Origin of the sequence: Paraburkholderia acidisoli, from assembly GCF_009789675.1 — a bacterium.
Classification (GTDB): domain Bacteria; phylum Pseudomonadota; class Gammaproteobacteria; order Burkholderiales; family Burkholderiaceae; genus Paraburkholderia; species Paraburkholderia acidisoli.
The window spans coordinates 1,202,922-1,219,702 of sequence record NZ_CP046915.1 but is presented as its reverse complement, the minus strand read 5'-3'; the positions used below and the strand labels follow the sequence as shown (position 1 = coordinate 1,219,702).

Below are 16,781 nucleotides of genomic sequence, written 5' to 3'. Positions count from 1 at the left end.
GACCGCCGCGCGAGCCGCAGGTTTGCAAACGCCGGTGATCGGCGCGGAACGCGCGCTCCGCCCCTTAAAACCCCGCCTCGCGCCAGAACACGCTCAGCGCGTTCTTCACCAGCCGCCACGCGGGCACCGAGGCCGCGCCGTCGATCACCACGTGACCGCGCCATTCGTGGATACGCGGGAAATTCACTGTATCCGCCACCTTCAGCGTCACGCGGAAGATCGGCCGGTCGGGATACAGTACGCCCTTTTCGTTGCGCACCGTGACGCTGCCGCCCGCGAAACTCGCGAGTTCGCCTTCGGCGAGCGTGTGGCTCGCGTCGGGTTCGATGTTCGTCACTTCGAGCGCAATCACGGGCAGGCTCAAGCCATCGCTATAAAAATGCCCGCGCGCGCCCACGTGAATCATGCCGATCTCGCGCTCGTCGAGATACGTGACCACTTGCCAGCTGTCGTCGGCGGCCAGCGTGGCGATCGGCTCGCGGCGCGTCAGCCAGTCGCCCGGCGAGAGATCGGGTTGCAGATCGACGAGCCGCCCGTCGAACGGCGCGCGCGGCGCGTAGTAAGCGGCATCGGCCTGAATGTTGTCGAGCGCGGAATCCACGGCGTTGAGTTCCTGCTGCGACACCTGCCAGCGCTTCAGCGCGTTCTGGTCGAACGCGCCCGCCGTCGCCAGCCATTTGAGGCTGTCGCGCTGGGCGAGCGCCGCCGCGCGCTCGCGCTCGATGTCGGGGCCGTGCATCGTCATGAGCACGGTGCCGGCCTTGACCGTTTGCCCGCGCGCCACGTTCAGCGTGGCCAGTTGCGCGTGCGCGGGCGCATAAACCACGAACAGGTTTTGCGGCCGCAGCATGCCGCTCGCCTCGAAGCGGCCGGGCCAGGGCACCGCCACCAGCAGCACCAGCACGAGCGCGACGAGCGCGCTGTATTTGCCGCGCCGGCTCGCGCGGATCGCCGGCCAGTCCTTGCGCCACGCCATCACCTCGCGCAGCGGCGGCAGGATGATGAACACGACGATTTCCACGCAGAACAGCAGAATGCCCACAGCCTTGATGAAGAACGCGTAGACGAGCGCCGCGATGCCGAAGAACACGCTCAGCCGATACAGCCACGTCACCCAGGCGAACAGGATCATGCCGCGATGCAGCCGCGCACTGAAGATTTCGGGGCGCGGGCGGCCGAGCGCGAACAGCCGCTCGCGCAGATCCCAGCGCGCGAGCGCGAACGCGCGCGCATGCATGTTTGGCAGTTCCAGCCAGTCGGACAGGATGTAGTAGCCGTCGAAACGCATGAACGGGCTCGAGTTCACCATCACCGAGGTGATCCAGGTGGTGGTCGCGAGCACGAACGCGATGGCGCGGGGCGTGCCGTCGGGCAACAACGCCCACGCGGCGATCGCCCAGACGCCCACCGTCACCTCGGTCACGAGCCCCGCCGCGTTCACGCGCAGGCGGTCGTGGCGCGAGGTGAGCCGCCAGACGTCGTTGGTGTCCGTGTACGCGACCGGCCACATGACGAGAAACGCCACGCCCATCGACGGAATACGGCAGCCCAGCCGCTTGGCCGTGACGGCGTGGCCGAACTCGTGCAGGGTTTTGACGACGATGAGCGCGACCGCGTAGCTCGCCATGCCCGACCACGTGAAGGTATCCACTAGCGTGGTCGTGAAGCCGTCCCACTGCTGATAGACCTCGAACACGCCGAACAGCAGCGCGCAGAGCGTCGCGGTCCAGAACGTCCGGCCGTAGAGCCACCCGAGACGCGGCGCCCACGCGTCGAGCCAGCGGTCGGGGCGGATCAACGGAATGCGAAAGAACAGATAGCTCGACAGCAGCATTTTCCAGAACGAGCCGCGTTGCCGCTCGAGCTGGGCCGCATAGGTCTTCGCGTGGCCCGGCGGGATCATCAGCAACTGGTTTTGCGCGAGGAAATCGAACACGCGCGTCACGTCGATATCGTCGACCTGCAGCGTGGTCGTGCGGGCCACCGCCTCGGCGACCAGCGTGGGATCGCCGAGATGCCAGAAGCGCAGGATCTCGAAGGTCGGCCAGTCGAGCTGGAAGAAGCGGTTGCGCACCGGGTCGTGCAGCGTGTGCGTGGGCTGGCCGTCGCGCAGCACGGGGCCGGCGAGCAGATCCAGCTCCTCGCGCAGCGGCGGCAGGCGGGGCGCGTTCATAGCCCGATCCGTTGCCGGATCACCGCGAGCGGGCGGCGCAGCACCCAATAGACGAACGGCACGTGGCCGCCGTAGAGCTTCGCGGTACCCTTCTCGCCCACCCGCTGCGAGCTGGCGCCGTCGAGCGTCGCGCGCACGCGGTAGGCGTACAGGCCGTCCGGCTGCACCTGCGACTCGTAGGCCACGTAGCGCACACGCGCCGTGACCGCCGAAAGCGGGCTGGCCGCGAGGTACAGCTTCACCTCGGCGCCCGGCGGCAGGTCGATGGCTTCGCCGAGCGGCAGCCAGATTTCCACTTCCTTGTCGTCGGGTGCGGCGATGCTCATGATGCGCTCGCCGGTCTGCACGGGCTTGCCGATCCAGTCGGTCGGATCGTCGACCATGGCGATGCCCCCGCTCGGCGCGACCACGTGCGAGCGCGTGTATTGCTCGTTGTAGTAGGTCGCGTCGGCGCGCTTTTCCTCGACCTTGCCGAGCAGCGTGGCCAGTTGATTGCGCGACTTGTCGTCGGCGAGCGCGTCCTGCGCCGCCGCGCGATATTCGGCTTCCGCCGCGGCCAGTTGCTGCGCGGCGGTGTCGCGGCGCGCGGTGATGGCGGCTTCGTCGAAACGGAACAGCGGCTGCCCCGCCTTCACGACCGCGTTGGGCTTCACGTCGAATTGCTCGATCACGCCGTCGAGCGGCGCGCGGATCACGGCCGGATGCGCGGGCACGAGTTCACCCGGCGCGAGCACGGTCAGGCGCACGGGAAACAGCAGCACCACGGCGATACCGGCCAGCCAGCGCAGGCGCGGCTGCTTCCACCACGGCACGGCCGCGCGGGTTCTCCAGGCGCCCAGCAGCGCGTCGCGCACGCGCCGCCACGACCACGACGCCTGGCGCTGACGCGCCTGCCACGACTGGCTCCACGCATCGACCCATTCCTGCAGCAGCGAGACCGTTTCCGCCGGCCAGACGCTGTCGCCCGCCAGCAGCAGTCCGCCGTGCGCGGCCCGCCCGCCCGGCGCCGCCTCGCCCGGCAAGCTCACCGGCAGCCACAGGCCGTACTCGGGCAGCCAGTCGGCCCATTCGCGCGCGTCGTCCTGCGTGAGGCTCGCCGCCGAGACCAGCGTGGGTTGCTCCGAATACGTCTTGCTGAACTGCGCGCACACGCGTTCGAGCCAGTGCACGTACGGCGCGTTGGCTTCCGGCTGGATCACGCCGGAGAGCGCCTGCACGCCGCCTTCGGCGAACCACAGCGCGGCCTGCCGATACACCGCCAGCGCACGCGTGTCGTTCACGAGCATGAACGACATTTCCGCCGTCGTGCCCGCGTCGCGCGCCCGCTTCATCAGGCCCAGCAGCGTCATCAGCTGCTGGCCCACCCTGCCTTCGTCAAGCATGACCACTCACTCGCGGATTGACCGGCACCGCCTGGCGCGCCGGCGCGGCGTGCGACTGGCGCAGCTTTTCGCTCAGGCTCTGGCGCCCCTTCACCGCGCGTTCGTCGCCGTGAATCTTGATGCGGAACGTCGTCTCGGCCTTGTGGCCGTGGTTGTCGCGCGCGATCACATGCACCACGACCTCGGGCGGCGCGTCGAGCGGCGCCTTGCCCGTGAACTCGCCCGTGGTCGGGTTGAAATGCAGCCACGCGGGCAGCGGACCGCCGTCGCTGCGTTCGGCCCAGATACGCACGGCGGCGTCCGGCGTCGTGCTCGCGAACGCGTCGCCGGGCAGGCGGAAGCGCACCACGGTGCCCGAGTCGAAGTCCTGATCCGGCACGCCGTGGAACACGATCAGGCGCGCGTCGAGCGCCGGAATCACCGGAATCTGGATCGCGCCTTCGTCCTTCGGCGTGTAGACGTCGTAGAGACGCGTGTCCGCCACGTACTCCGGAATCTCGATCTTCGCGGGGCTCCAGCCCACCGCCAGGGTGGGCAGATCGCTGTCGACCGCGCTGCTCGTGCTCGCGGTCGTGAGATTCACCGCCGAGGCCGTGGGGCGACCGGCGACCCACGGCGAAGACGCCGTGGTGTCGGCCACGCGCTGCTGGGTCAAGGTGGGCACCGCGCCGATCTGCACCGTGCCGCTGCCCTCGCTCGTGTTGCCCGCCTCGTCCGTCACGGCCACCGTCACCGTCCACGAGGAGCCCGACGGCAGCGTGAGACCCGCCGTGGCGAGATTCAGGCTCCACGCGTTGCCGTTGACGGTCAACGCGGGATCGTTGCTGCCGAGCGTGTAGGTGTGGCCGTTCACGGTGACGCTGAAACCGCCCGCCGCGTCGGCGGCGTCGAACGTGCCGCTGAGCGTGGGCTGCGTGTCGGTCGTCAGGAGCGGGGTGACCGTGGGCGCGGCGGGGGCCGCCGTATCCACGATTACCGTCGCGGCGCCGGAATCGGCCGACTTGTTGCCCGCCGCGTCGGTGATGCTCGCGGTTTCTGTGAGCGTGGCGCCGCTCGCGGGCAGGGTCACGCTGGCGTTCAGGTAACCGTTCGCGAGATCCTGCGCGCCCACCGTGTATTGCGTCGATACGCCGTTCGAGGTGAGCGTGATCGTGTCGCCCGCCACCGTGCCCGCCGGCAGGCCGATCTGCACCGTGGCCGTGCTCGAACTGCCCACTTCCGTGGCGTTCAGATAGCCGTCGTGGTTCGCGTCGGTCGTGACCGTGACCGTGGGCGCGCCCGGCACGACCGTATCCACGGCCGCCGACGCCGCGCCCGCCTGCGAGACGTTGCCCGCGGCGTCCGTGACGGTGGCGGTTTCGCTGAGCGTTTCGCCGCTCGACGGCAACGCAACGGTCGCGCTCACGTAGCCGTTCGCGAGATCCTGCGCGCCCACCGTGTATTGCGTCGATACGCCGTTCGACTCCAGCGTGATCGTGTCGCCCGCCACCGTGCCCGCCGGCAGACCGATCTGCACCGTGGCCGTGGTCGAGTCGCCGACCTCGGCCGCGTTCAGGTAACCGTCGCGATTGGCGTCGGTCGTGATCGTGACGGACGGCGCCCCGGGCACCGTCGTATCGACGATCGCCGCGGCGTTGGCAGCCTGCGAGACGTTGCCCGCCGCGTCGGTGATCGTGGCCGTTTCGGTGAGCGTCGCGCCCGAGGCGGGCAGCGCGACCGTCGCGTTCACATAGCCGTTCGTGAGGTCTTGCGCGCCCACCGTGTATTGCGTCGCGACGCCGTTCGAGGTGAGCGTGATCGTGTCGCCTTCCACCGTCCCGGCGGGCAGATCGATCTGCACCGTGGCCGTGCTCGCGTCGCCCACTTCGGCCGCGTTCAGATAGCCGTCGTTGTTCGCGTCGGTGGTGATCGTGAGCGTGGGCACGAGCGGCGCCGTCGTATCGACGGTTGCCGCGGCGTCCGCCGCTTGCGAGACGTTGCCCGCCGCGTCGGTCACCGTCGCGCTCACCTGCAACGCGCTGCCGTCGGCGGGCAGCGGTTCCGTCGACGTCCAGTAGCCGTTCGCGATATCCGTCGCGGTGAGCGCGACCGTCTGCGTCGCGCCTGTGTTCGACGTGAGCGTGAGCACGTCGCCCGCCACCGCGTCGGCCGGCAAACCGACCTTCACGGCCGCCGTGGTCGCGTTGCCCACTTCGGCCGCGTTCAGCCAGCCGTCCTGGTTCGTGTCGGTCGTGATGGCGATGGTCGGCGCCGCAGGCGCGGTCGTATCGACGATCGCCGCGGCGTTCGCCGCCTGCGAGACGTTGCCCGCCGCGTCGGTGATCGTGGCCGTTTCGGTGAGCGTCGCGCCGGAGGCGGGCAGCGCGACCGTGGCGTTCACGTAACCGTTCGTGAGGTCTTGCGCGCCCACCGTGTACTGCGTCGCGACGCCGTTCGAGGTGAGCGTGATCGTGTCGCCTTCCACCGTCCCGGCGGGCAGATCGATCTGCACCGTGGCCGTGGTCCCGTTGCCCACTTCCGCCGCATTCAGATAGCCGTCGTTGTTCGCGTCGGTGGTGATCGTGAGCGTGGGCACGAGCGGCGCCGTCGTATCGACGGTCGCTGCGGCATCCGCCGCTTGCGAGACGTTGCCCGCCGCGTCCGTGACCGTCGCGCTCACCTGCAACGCGCTGCCGTCCGCAGGCAGCGGTTCCGTCGACGTCCAGTAGCCATTGGCGATATCCGTTGCCGTGAGCGCGACCGTTTGCACATTGCCCGTGTTCGACGTGAGCGTGAGCACGTCGCCCGCCACGGCGTCGGCCGGCAAACCGACCTTCACGGCCGCCGTGGTCGCGTTGCCCACTTCGGCCGCGTTCAGCCAGCCGTCCTGGTTCGTGTCGGTCGTGATGGCGATGGTCGGCGCCAGAGGCGCGGTCATGTCGACGGTTGCCGCCGCATCCGCCGCTTGCGAGACATTGCCCGCCGCGTCGGTCACCGTCGCGCTCACCTGGAGCGTGCTGCCGTCCGCAGGCAGCGGCTCCGTCGACGTCCAGTAGCCGTTCGCGATATCCGTTGCCGTGAGCGCGACCGTTTGCACGTTGCCCGTGTTCGACGTGAGCGTGAGCACGTCACCCGCCACCGCGTTCGCGGGCAAGCCAACTTGCACCGTGGCCGTGGTCGCATTGCCCACTTCGGCCGCGTTCAGATAGCCGTCGTTGTTCGTGTCGGTTGTGATCGCGATGGTCGGTGCCAGCGGCGCGGTCGTATCGACAATCGCCGCGGCGCTTGCCGCCTGCGAGACGTTGCCCGCCGCGTCGGTGATCGTCGCCGATTCAGTGAGCGTGTTGCCCGTGGCGGGCAACGCGACCGTCGCGCTCAGATAGCCGTTCGTCAGGTCTTGCGCGCTGACCGTGTATTGCGTGGCGGTGCCGTTCGACGTGAGCGTGATCGTGTCGCCCGCGACCGTGCCTGCGGGCAGATCGATCTGCACCGTGGCCGTGGTCCCGTTGCCCACTTCCGCCGCGTTCAGATAACCGTCCTGGTTCGCGTCGGTGGTGATCGTCAGCGCAGGCACCAGCGGCGCGGTCGTGTCGACGGTTGCCGCAGCATCCGCCGCTTGCGAGACGTTGCCCGCCGCGTCGGTCACCGTCGCGCTGACTTGCAGCGCGCTGCCTTCGGCGGGCAGCGCCTCCGTCGTGGTCCAGTAGCCATTCGCGATATCCGTCGCGCTCAGCGTGACCGTTTGCGTCGCGCCCGTGTTCGACGTGAGCGTGAGCACGTCGCCCGCCACGGCGTTCGCGGGCAAGCCAACTTGTACCGTGGCCGTGGTCGCATTGCCCACTTCCGCCGCGTTCAGATAGCCGTCGTTGTTCGTGTCCGTCGTGATCGCGATGGTCGGTGCCAAAGGCGCGGTCGTATCGACGATCGCCGCGGCGCTCGCTGCCTGCGAGACGTTGCCCGCCGCGTCGGTGATCGTGGCCGTCTCGGTGAGCGTGTTGCCCGTGGCGGGCAACGCGACCGTCGCGCTCACATAGCCGTTCGTCAGATCCTGCGCGCTGACCGTGTATTGCGTCGCGGTGCCGTTCGACGTGAGCGTGACCGTGTCGCCGACATTCGTCCCGGCCGGCAGATCGATCTGCACCGTGGCCGTGGGCGAACCGCCGGTTTCCGCCGCGTTGAGATACCCGTCCTGATTCGTGTCGGTGACGATCGTCACGGCCGGTGCGGCGGTCGCGGTCGTATCGACCGTTGCCGCGGCGTCCGCCGCCTGCGAGACGTTGCCCGCCGCGTCGGTCACCGTCGCGCTCACCTGGAGCGTGCTGCCTTCGGCGGGCAACGCTTCCGTCGTGGTCCAGTAGCCATTCGCGATATCCGTTGCCGTGAGCGCGACCGTTTGCACGTTGCCCGTGTTCGACGTGAGCGTGAGCACGTCGCCCGCCACCGCGTTCGCGGGCAAGCCAACTTGTACCGTGGCCGTGGTCGCATTGCCCACTTCGGCCGCGTTCAGATAACCGTCCTGGTTCGTGTCGGTCGTGATCGCGATGGTCGGTGCCAAAGGCGCAGTCGTATCGACGATCGCCGCGGCGCTTGCCGCCTGCGAGACATTGCCCGCCGCGTCGGTGAGCGTCGCGGATTCAGTGAGCGTGCCGCCCGAAGCGGGCAACGCCACCGTCGCGCTCAGATAGCCGTTCGTCAAATCCTGCGCCGTGACCGTGTATTGCGTGGCGGTGCCGTTCGACACGAGCGTGATCGTATCGCCCGCCGCCGCGCCCGCCGGCAGATCGATCTGCACCGCCGCCGTGCTCGCGCCGCCCACCTCGGCCGCGTTCAGATAACCGTCCTGATTCGCGTCGGTCGTGATCGTGATGCCGGGCGCGAGCGGCACGGTCGTATCGACCAGCGCCGCGGCATTGGCCGCCTGCGATGCGTTGCCCGCCGCGTCCGTCACGGTCGCGGTTTCGTCGAGCGTGCTGCCGTTGGCGGGCAGCGCCACCGTCGCGCTCACATAGCCGTTCGTCAGGTCTTGCGCCGTGACCGTGTATTGCGTCGCGGTACCGTTCGAGTCGAGCGTGACCGTATCGCCCACGTTCGTGCCGGCCGGCAAGCCGATGTGCACGGTCGCCGTGGTCGCGTTGCCCACTTCGGCCGCGTTCAGGTAGCCGTCGCTGTTGCCGTCGGTCGTGATCGTGACCGTCGGCGCGGCGGGTGCGGTCGTGTCGAGCGTCGCCGCCGCGCTGGCCGGTTGCGAGACATTGCCCGCCGCGTCCGTGAGGGTCGCGCTCACCTGCAACGCGCTGCCGTTAGCGGGCAACGGTTCCGTCGTGCTCCAGTAGCCGTTGGCGATATCCGTCGCGCTCAACGTGACCGTCTGCACGGTGCCCGTGTTCGACGTGAGCGTGAGCACGTCGCCCGCCGCCGCGCCCGCGGGCAAGTCGACCGTTACCGCCGCCGTGGTCGCGTTGCCCACCTCGGCCGCGTTCAGATAGCCGTCGCCGTTCGCGTCGGTGCTGATCGTGACGCCGGGCGCCGTGGGCACGGTCGTATCGACGGTGGCCGTGGCGTCCGCCGCCTGCGATGCGTTGCCCGCCGTGTCCGCGATCGTCACGCTCACCTGCAACGCGCTGCCGTTCGCGGGCAGCGGTTCCGTCGTGCTCCAGTAGCCGTTGGCGATATCCGCCGAGGTCAGCGTGTGCGTCGTCGGGGTGCCCGTGTTCGAGGTGAGCGTGAGCACGTCGCCCACGGCCGCGTTGGCCGGCAAACCGATCTTCACGGCCGCCGTGCTCGCGTTGCCCACTTCCGCCGCGTTCAGATAACCGTCCTGATTCGCGTCGGTCGTGATCGCGATCGTCGGCGTCAGCGGCGCCACCGTATCGACAATGGCCGAAGCCGTTGCCGCCAGCGAGACGTTGCCCGCCGCGTCGGTGATCGTCGCGCTTTCGCCGAGCGTGCTGCCCGAGGCGGGCAACGCGACCGTCGCGTTCACATACCCGTTCGTCAGATCCTGCGCGCTGACCGTGTATTGCGTCGAGGTGCCGTTCGACACGAGCGTGACGACGTCGCCCGCCACCGTGCCCGCAGGCAGATCGATCAGCACGGTTGCCGTGCTCGCGTTGCCCACTTCGGCCGCGTTCAGATAGCCGTCCTGGTTCGCGTCGGTCGTGATCGTGAGCACGGGCGCGAGCGGCGCCGTCGTATCGACGGTCGCCGCGGCGTTCGCCGCCTGCGAGACATTGCCCGCCGCGTCCGTGACCGTCGCGCTCAGCTGCAGCGCGTTGCCGTTCGCGGGCAGCGTTTCGGTCGTGTTCCAGTAACCGTTCGCGATGTCCGTCGAGGTCAGCGTGTGCGTTTGCGTCGCGCCGGTGTTCGACGTGAGCGTGAGCACGTCGCCCGCCACGGCATTGGTCGGCAAGCCGACCTTCACCGCCGCCGTGGTCGCGCTGCCCACTTCCGCCGCGTTCAGCCAGCCGTCGTGGTTCGCGTCGGTCGTGATCGACACGGTGGGCGCCGAAGTCGGCGTCGTGTCGATGATGAGCGTGCCCGTGCCGTTGGTGACGTTGCCCGCGCCGTCGTGCGTCGTGGCCGTGACGGGATAGGTGCCGTCCGGCAGCGCGTTGCCCGCCGGGATCGTCAGCGTCCAGTTGCCGCCCACGCGCGTGAGCGCGCCCTGGCCTTCCGTATAGGTGACGCCGCCGACCGTCACGGTCAGATAGTCGCCCTGGTCGATGGTGACCGTGCCGGTGAGCGTGGGCGTATGGACGTTGGTGTCGAGCGAGTTCGCCGTGGGCGCCTTGGGCGGCGTCAGCACGATGTCGAGATCGCCGCTGCGCGACGTGGCGTTGCCCGCCGCGTCGGTGACCGTTGCCGTGACCGGATAGTCGCCTTCGGCCAGTCCCGCCGACGAAGGCACCGCCAGCGACCACGTGCCCGTGCTCGCGTTGTAGGTGAGCGGGCTGTTGGCGGTCGCGGTGCTGTAGGTCGTGCCGTTGAGCGTGACCGTGAGCACGTCGCCGGCCGGTACGGTGGCCTTGCCCGTGACCGTGGGCGTGATGGTGTTGGTTTCGAGCGAATTCACCGTGGGCGCGCCGGGCGGCGTCTGATCGACCACGACCGCGTAGGTGTTCGACTGCTGCGTGGACGTGCCGATGTGCGCCGTGACGTTCACCGTGCCGTCGCCCTGCGCGGTCAGGCTCGTCTTCGGAATCGTGACCGCCGCCGTGCCGTTCGCGATGTCCGTGGCCGTGAGCGTGTAGGCGACCTGCTGGCTGCCCCAGTTCACGTAGAGCGTTTGCCCCGCCGTGGCGCCCGTGCCCGCGAGGCTCACGTCGACGGTCGTGCCTTGCGCGGCGGCTGCCGCGTTGATCACGCCGTTCTGCGCGACGTCGAGGTGCGTGGCGTTCGCCACCACGTCGGTGACGAGCGGCGGCGTGCTCGACGCCGTCGCGAATGCGACGTGGCTCGCCGCGTTGGCGTTGCCCGCCGCGTCCTTCACCGCGCCGGCCGCGACCGTCACCGTGTAGCTCGCGCCCGCGTCGAGATAGCTCGACGGCACGATCGAGATCGTGCTGCCGCTCACCGTCACGCCCGCGCCGCCGATCGTGTAGGTCTGCGTATGCGTGCCGTCGCTCAGCGTGATGGTGCCGCCCGCGACGCCGGACACCGGCTCGGTGAACGTCAGCACGAGCGTGGACGAGACCGCCACGCCGCTCGCCGTATTCGCCGCGCCGTACGAGACGTTCGTGCCGCTCGACGACTGCGACGGCGTGTACGCCGTCAGCGCGGGCGGCGTCGAATCGACCTTGACCGCCTGCGAGACCTGCACCTGCTGCGCGCCTTGTCCCGTGCTGGCCGTCAGCGTGTAGTTGCCGTCCGCGAGCGAACCGGGAACGAGCACCGAGGACGTCCAGTGGCCGGTCGCATCGGCCGTCGCCGTGCCGGTCGTCACGGTGCCGCCGCTGCTGTTCGTGAGCGCCAGCGTGACAGTCTGGTTGGCCGTGGCCGTGCCGGAAAACTCCAGCGTGTTGCCACTGTCGTTGGTGACGAAGGTCGTGTTGGCGGTGTTGTAGTCGCTGCCGTGCGAGTCCGTGTTGGTCATCGACGTGATCGCGGGCAGATTCGCGTCGTACGCGACCGACACGACCGGCGACGACGCGCTCGCGAGACCGGAGGCGTTCGTCGCGATGGCCGTGACCGTCGCGCTCGAACCGTCGGAGGCCAGCGGCGCGCCGCTGTCGGCGATCGACCACGCGCCGTTGGCGTCCGCCGTAACCGTGCCGATCGAGACCGTCGTGCCGTTTTCGGTCACGTAGATGTTCACCGTGCTGCCGGGCTCGGCCGTGCCGGAAATGGTCGGCGTGGTGGTGCCCGCGAGATAGGTGCCGTTGGTCAGGCTGCTGTCGGAGACGCTGGTGATGACGGGCGCCGGGGCGGCCGTCGTCGCGGTCACGTCGATGGTGGTTTCGACCGCCGTCGAGGTGATGCCCGCCACGTTGGTCGCGGTCACGGCAATCGTGCGCGCGCCCGCGGTCACGTCCGACGTACCGTGATAGTTCGCGCCGTCGGAATACGTGATGGCGTTGAGGATGCTCTGCGCCTGCGCCGTGGTGAACGTGCCGCCCGACGCCGAGGTGATCGTGAACGCGCCCGAGGCATACGTCACGTTGACCGTCACGCCGCCCACCGTGAGGCTGGTCTGGCTGCCCGAGGCATTGACGGCGATGGCCGTGCCGCCGAAGTTAAGCGTTTCGCTGCTGCCGTCGCGCGCGCCGCTCACCGTCAGCGCGAGCTGCGTGAGCTGGCCCGCGCCGTCCACGGAAGAATCGGTGACCACGCCCGCGTCGCCGGCCGCCACGTCGGTCAGGCTCACGGCCGCGCCGCTCGCGCTCACGGCCGTGTAGTCGGGCGCGCTGGCGTTGGCGGGCGCGAGATCGATCGTCGGCGCCGTGGTCACCACTTCGAACGTGACCGATTGCGCCGGATTGCTCACCACCACCGCCGTGCCCTGCGCATCGACGATGCTCGTGGCGTTGCTGTTCAGGCTGAGCGTGTAGGTGCCCTCCGACTTCGTGAGCGCATCGAGCCCGCTGATCGTATAGGTCGAGCCGCTGCCCGTGAGCGTCGCGCCCGCGAGGCTGATGGTCTGCGTCACGCCGTCGACGGTTTTTGTCAGCGTGAAGTCGCCGATCGTCACGCCCGTGACGTTCTCCGGCAGCGACTGGCTGCCCACGGTTTGCGTGAAGGTGATGGTTTCCGTGCCCACGTCGGAGCTGCGCGGCGACGTGATCGGGGCGAACGTGACCGTGGGCGGCGCCGTGTTGGCCGCCAGCACCTGGATCGCGTAATCCTGCACGTCGCCGTCCATGAGCGCGCCCACCGAGCGCGAGTCCAGCGTGTTCGCGCCGGTGCCCTTGCCGTCGGTGGCGGCCTGCGCCCAGTTCACGCCGTAGGCCGCCGAAGCCGCGTTGGTCGCCACGCGGAAGCGCGCGTAGATGGTCGTGCCCGCCGCCAGCGTCTCGCCGCCGGGGATCGTCCACGTGAGCGTGACGGTGCCGTTGACCGTGCCCGCGGCGACGGTAGCCGAAGCCGCGTCGGCCAGCGTGAATTTGCCGGTGCCGGAGAAGTCGATCCAGCCGACCACCACGGCGGGCGTCGAGCCCGTATTGCTCACGTTGACGGTCACGCTGTAGGTCGTCATGCCGTCTTCGAGCGGCGTCCACGACGTCACCGCCGAGTTGCCGACGACCGTCACCACGCCTTCGCTCAGGTTCGAGCCGGAGACAGTCGTGCCGGAGTACTCGTAGGTCGTGAGCCCGGTCGAGCTGCTCGTGCCGGAGGAAAGCGCGGTCGCGTTGCCGTCGCCCTGATTGCCGGTGGGCGCCGTGCTGCCGAAATACGTCTGGTTGCCGAGCTGGTTGTCGCGCGCACCATTGTTCGCGAGCGTGGTGCCGTAGCTGTCGGGCGCGTCGCCGAAGTCGAGGTCGACGGTGGAAATGCGCGCGGCGTCGCCGGAGTTGGGCAAATTCGAGGTGCTGATCGCGCCACTCGAGGTGAGCATTTGCGCCGTGAGCCGCGTGGCGGTCAGCGAGTGATCGTTCTGCGCGTCCGTGGCCGTGGTCGGCCCCTTCGAGAGATCGACGCGGTAGAGCGTCGCCTGGCCGTTGGTGCCGCCGCCCGAGGTGAAGTAGAAATAGCCGTTCTCGTCGAAATACTGCATCGGGAACGACGCGCTATTGTTCTGGCCCAGCGTGACGTTGCTGACCGCGCCGAGCGAAGTCGCCGTCCACGTCGCGCTGGTGGCCGAGGGCGAGATCGACCACAGCACGCCGGTGCTCGACACTGCGTAGATCGTGTTGTTGACCGGATTGAACGCGATGTCGACCGTTGTGATCGACTGCGAGAGCGTGATCTTCGGCAACCACTGGAGGTAAAACTGCGACGTGGGATTCACGTCGAGCCGATAAATGGTCTTGTCGCCGCTCGTGTCGAACAGATACAGCACGCCGTCAGGGCCGACGTCGGCTGCGTTCGACGTGAAGTTCGAGGAAGGCGCATTGGCGTCGTTGCCATAGGCGGGGCCGATCAACGTCACCGTGCCGTTCGCGTCGATCGATACGACCTGGTGCTTGGTGTTGTCGGACGCGTACAGCAAGCCGGTCAGGGCGTTGAAGCCCATGCCGTTGAGCGTGTCGGACGTGATGCTCGATTTGATCGGCGTGAGCGTGTCCATCACGAGATTCACGCCGTACAGCGAGCCGCCCGCGACGAGATACGCCGTGGTCGAGTTGCCCGCGCCGAACGAGGCGCCCACCACGTTCATGGTGACGCTGTTCGAGCCGAGCGCCGTGGCCGCCGGCAGCCCGACCATACCCGACGTGACCGTGCCCGACGCGCTCGCCCCGCCCGTGCTACCCGTGAGGCTGCGCGAGTCCTGGACCGTGAGGCCGATGACGCGTGCCGTGTTTTGCGCCGTGCTCGTCGTGGAGAACGCCACCTCGTTGATGACCTGCTGATAGGTCGCGATGGTCGCGGGCCCGGTCAGGGTCAGCACGCCGTTGGCATAGTTCGCGGTGATGCCGCTCGGCAGCGAGCCCAGCACGCTCAGCACGTCGCCGGTTTGCTTGCCGCTGCTGATCGTGATGGTGGCCGAAAGCAGCCACGCGTTGGGATCGCCATCGACGATCTTCAGCGACTCGGCGGCCGTGGTGCCGGTTTGCAGCGTGGCCGTGCCCGCCGACTGGGCGTCCTGCGAGGTCACGAACACCAGCGAAGGCGCGCCGCTGAGGTTGTACCAGGTCGAACCGCCCACGCCCGAGATACTCGGGCCGCTGCCGTTCGTGGTCGTGTTCGTCACGGTAATCGCGTTGAACGAGGTCATGGCGTTGCCGGCCGCGTCCTTGATCGTCGAGCTGGCGCCCGGCGACGTGTAGCCGACCGTCACCGTGTCGCCCGCGCTGACCGTGGTCTTCAACTGGATCAGGACCGTGCCCGAAGCGCTCACCTGTACGCCGGAGACCTCCTTCGCCACGCCGTTGTCCATCACCGTGAACGAACTCGCGGCAGGCACGCTGCCCGTGTCCAGCGCGAAGCCCAGGGTATTCGCCTCCGCCACGCTCAGCGTGACGAGCGAGCCGTTGGCGCTCGCGCTCTGCACCGCGGGCGAGGCCGTATCGACGATCAAGGTCTGCGCGGCCGAATCCGCCATGTTGCCGGCCTTGTCCGAGGCGGTGACGGCGAGCGTGTGGCTGCCGTCGGCGATGCTCGTGCCGCTGTAATCGAAGGTCCACGTGCCGTTCGACTGCACCGTGGTCTGGCCGATCACGCGGCCGTCCAGCGTGACCTGGATCGTGTCGCCTGCGTCGGCGCTGCCGGTGAATTGCAGATGCGAGTTGTTGGTGAGGAAGTCGCTCGCCGAAACGCCGCTGTCGCCCTGCGCGCCGGTGCTGGTGAGCAGGCCGGTCACGGTGGGCGTGCTGATCGTGTGAACCAGCTCGAAGCTCTGGTCGTTCGCGCTGCCTTCCACGAGCAAGCCGTTGCTGATGAGCGCGGTGTTGGTGCCGTCCGCGCTGGTGACGGTGCGGTAGCCGGTTTGCGACACGTCGAGCGTGAGCGAACCCGAGAGCTTGGCCAGATTGCCGATGGTGACTTCGTACTGCGTGCCGTTGCTGCCCGCGACCGCGGTCACGAGTTGCACGGTGCCGCCGGAGACCGAATCGGACGTGAACGTGAACGCGTCGCCCGTGACGTTCTTGACCGACTCGCTGAAGGTCACGAGGAAGGTCACGCTGTCGGCGTTGGTTTCCGAATAGCTCGGCGTTTGCAGGATGATCGACTGTACCGTGGGCGCTTGCAGCACGCCCAGGTAGTCGGCTTCGCCGCGCTCGGTCAGAAGCGGGCCGGCCGTGACCGTGCCGGTCGAATATTCGAGCGTCCAGTCGCCGCCCGCCTGCGCGCTGCCGGTTTCGTTGCTCGACGCCGCCACGGTCGTGTGCGTGAGTTCGCTCAGGTCCGTGACGAAGGTCTCGCCCGCCTGGCCCTGCGCCACGTCGCAACCGTACAGCAGCACGCTGCCGCCCGCCGCGACGCTCTTGCCGATCTGCGCGAGTTCGCTCTCGTAGCTCGCGAGATTCGCCGTGGTGAGCACCGTGCCGCCGATCTCCGCCGCGCCTTGCGCGCCGTGGCCGACGATATAGATCGCCGAGAGATCGTGCTGGCCTTGCAGCGCATCCACGATCTGCGTGATGCCGCTTTCGTTGTCGTTGAGCAGCACGACCTTGATGTTCGGGCTGATGCCCGCCACCAGCTGCTGCCAGTTGCTCACGTTGGTATCGACGAAAGCAATGGCGTTGCCGCTCGACGAGGCGCTTGCGGACGCACTCGACGACACGTCGCGCGACGCCGCCGCCGACGTCTCGCGCACGGGCGCTTCCGCATTGGCCGTGGTACTTGCCGCGCTTGCGGTCGTCGCGCCGGTCGCCGCCGCGGCGGCCGGCTCGGTCGTGCGGCTCGCGACGGTTTCGGCGGGCGTGGTGTGTTCGGCGTGACGCCACACGTCGTGCACGTGCGCCTGCACGGCGCTGGCCACGGCCGCGCCGTCGTACATGAAGCGTTGTTCGAGAACGAGCGGTGCCGGCCCGCTGCCTTTGACGCCCGCCAGGGGCTTCGCGGCGGGCTTCAGCGCGGCTGGCGCGGTGACATCTCCGGCGAGTTTCGTGGCGGGTTTCGACTTGGGAGCGCGGGAAATGGGCATGCCC

General features: G+C 68.9%; 3 protein-coding genes. All 3 read right to left on the bottom strand.

What is annotated here, in order from left to right; all coding sequences use genetic code 11:
• Positions 1-64: 64 nt before the first annotated feature.
• From FAZ98_RS27585 to FAZ98_RS27575, 3 genes are read right to left on the bottom strand one after another with little or no spacing between them, the layout of a single operon-like run.
• Positions 65-2,173 (bottom strand): HlyD family efflux transporter periplasmic adaptor subunit, encoded by a 2,109-nt coding sequence (locus tag FAZ98_RS27585; protein WP_158956010.1) that lies wholly within the window; start codon positions 2,171-2,173, stop codon positions 65-67.
• Positions 2,170-3,555, bottom strand: coding sequence for an HlyD family efflux transporter periplasmic adaptor subunit (locus FAZ98_RS27580; RefSeq protein ID WP_158956008.1), 1,386 nt, complete (start codon positions 3,553-3,555; stop codon positions 2,170-2,172). The genes FAZ98_RS27585 and FAZ98_RS27580 overlap by 4 nt, the downstream gene beginning before the upstream one ends.
• Positions 3,548-16,777 carry an Ig-like domain-containing protein gene (locus FAZ98_RS27575; RefSeq protein ID WP_158956006.1) on the bottom strand — a complete coding sequence of 4,410 codons (13,230 nt, stop codon included), beginning with the start codon at positions 16,775-16,777 and terminating at the stop codon, positions 3,548-3,550. Before FAZ98_RS27575 ends, FAZ98_RS27580 begins: the two co-directional genes overlap by 8 nt.
• Between the last annotated feature and the right edge of the window lie 4 nt (positions 16,778-16,781).

Coding starts and splice junctions, on each gene's coding strand:
- FAZ98_RS27585 (WP_158956010.1), bottom strand. CDS start 2,173: ATGAACGCGCCCCGCCTGCCGCCGCTGCGCGAGGAGCTGGATCTGCTC.
- FAZ98_RS27580 (WP_158956008.1), bottom strand. CDS start 3,555: ATGCTTGACGAAGGCAGGGTGGGCCAGCAGCTGATGACGCTGCTGGGC.
- FAZ98_RS27575 (WP_158956006.1), bottom strand. CDS start 16,777: ATGCCCATTTCCCGCGCTCCCAAGTCGAAACCCGCCACGAAACTCGCC.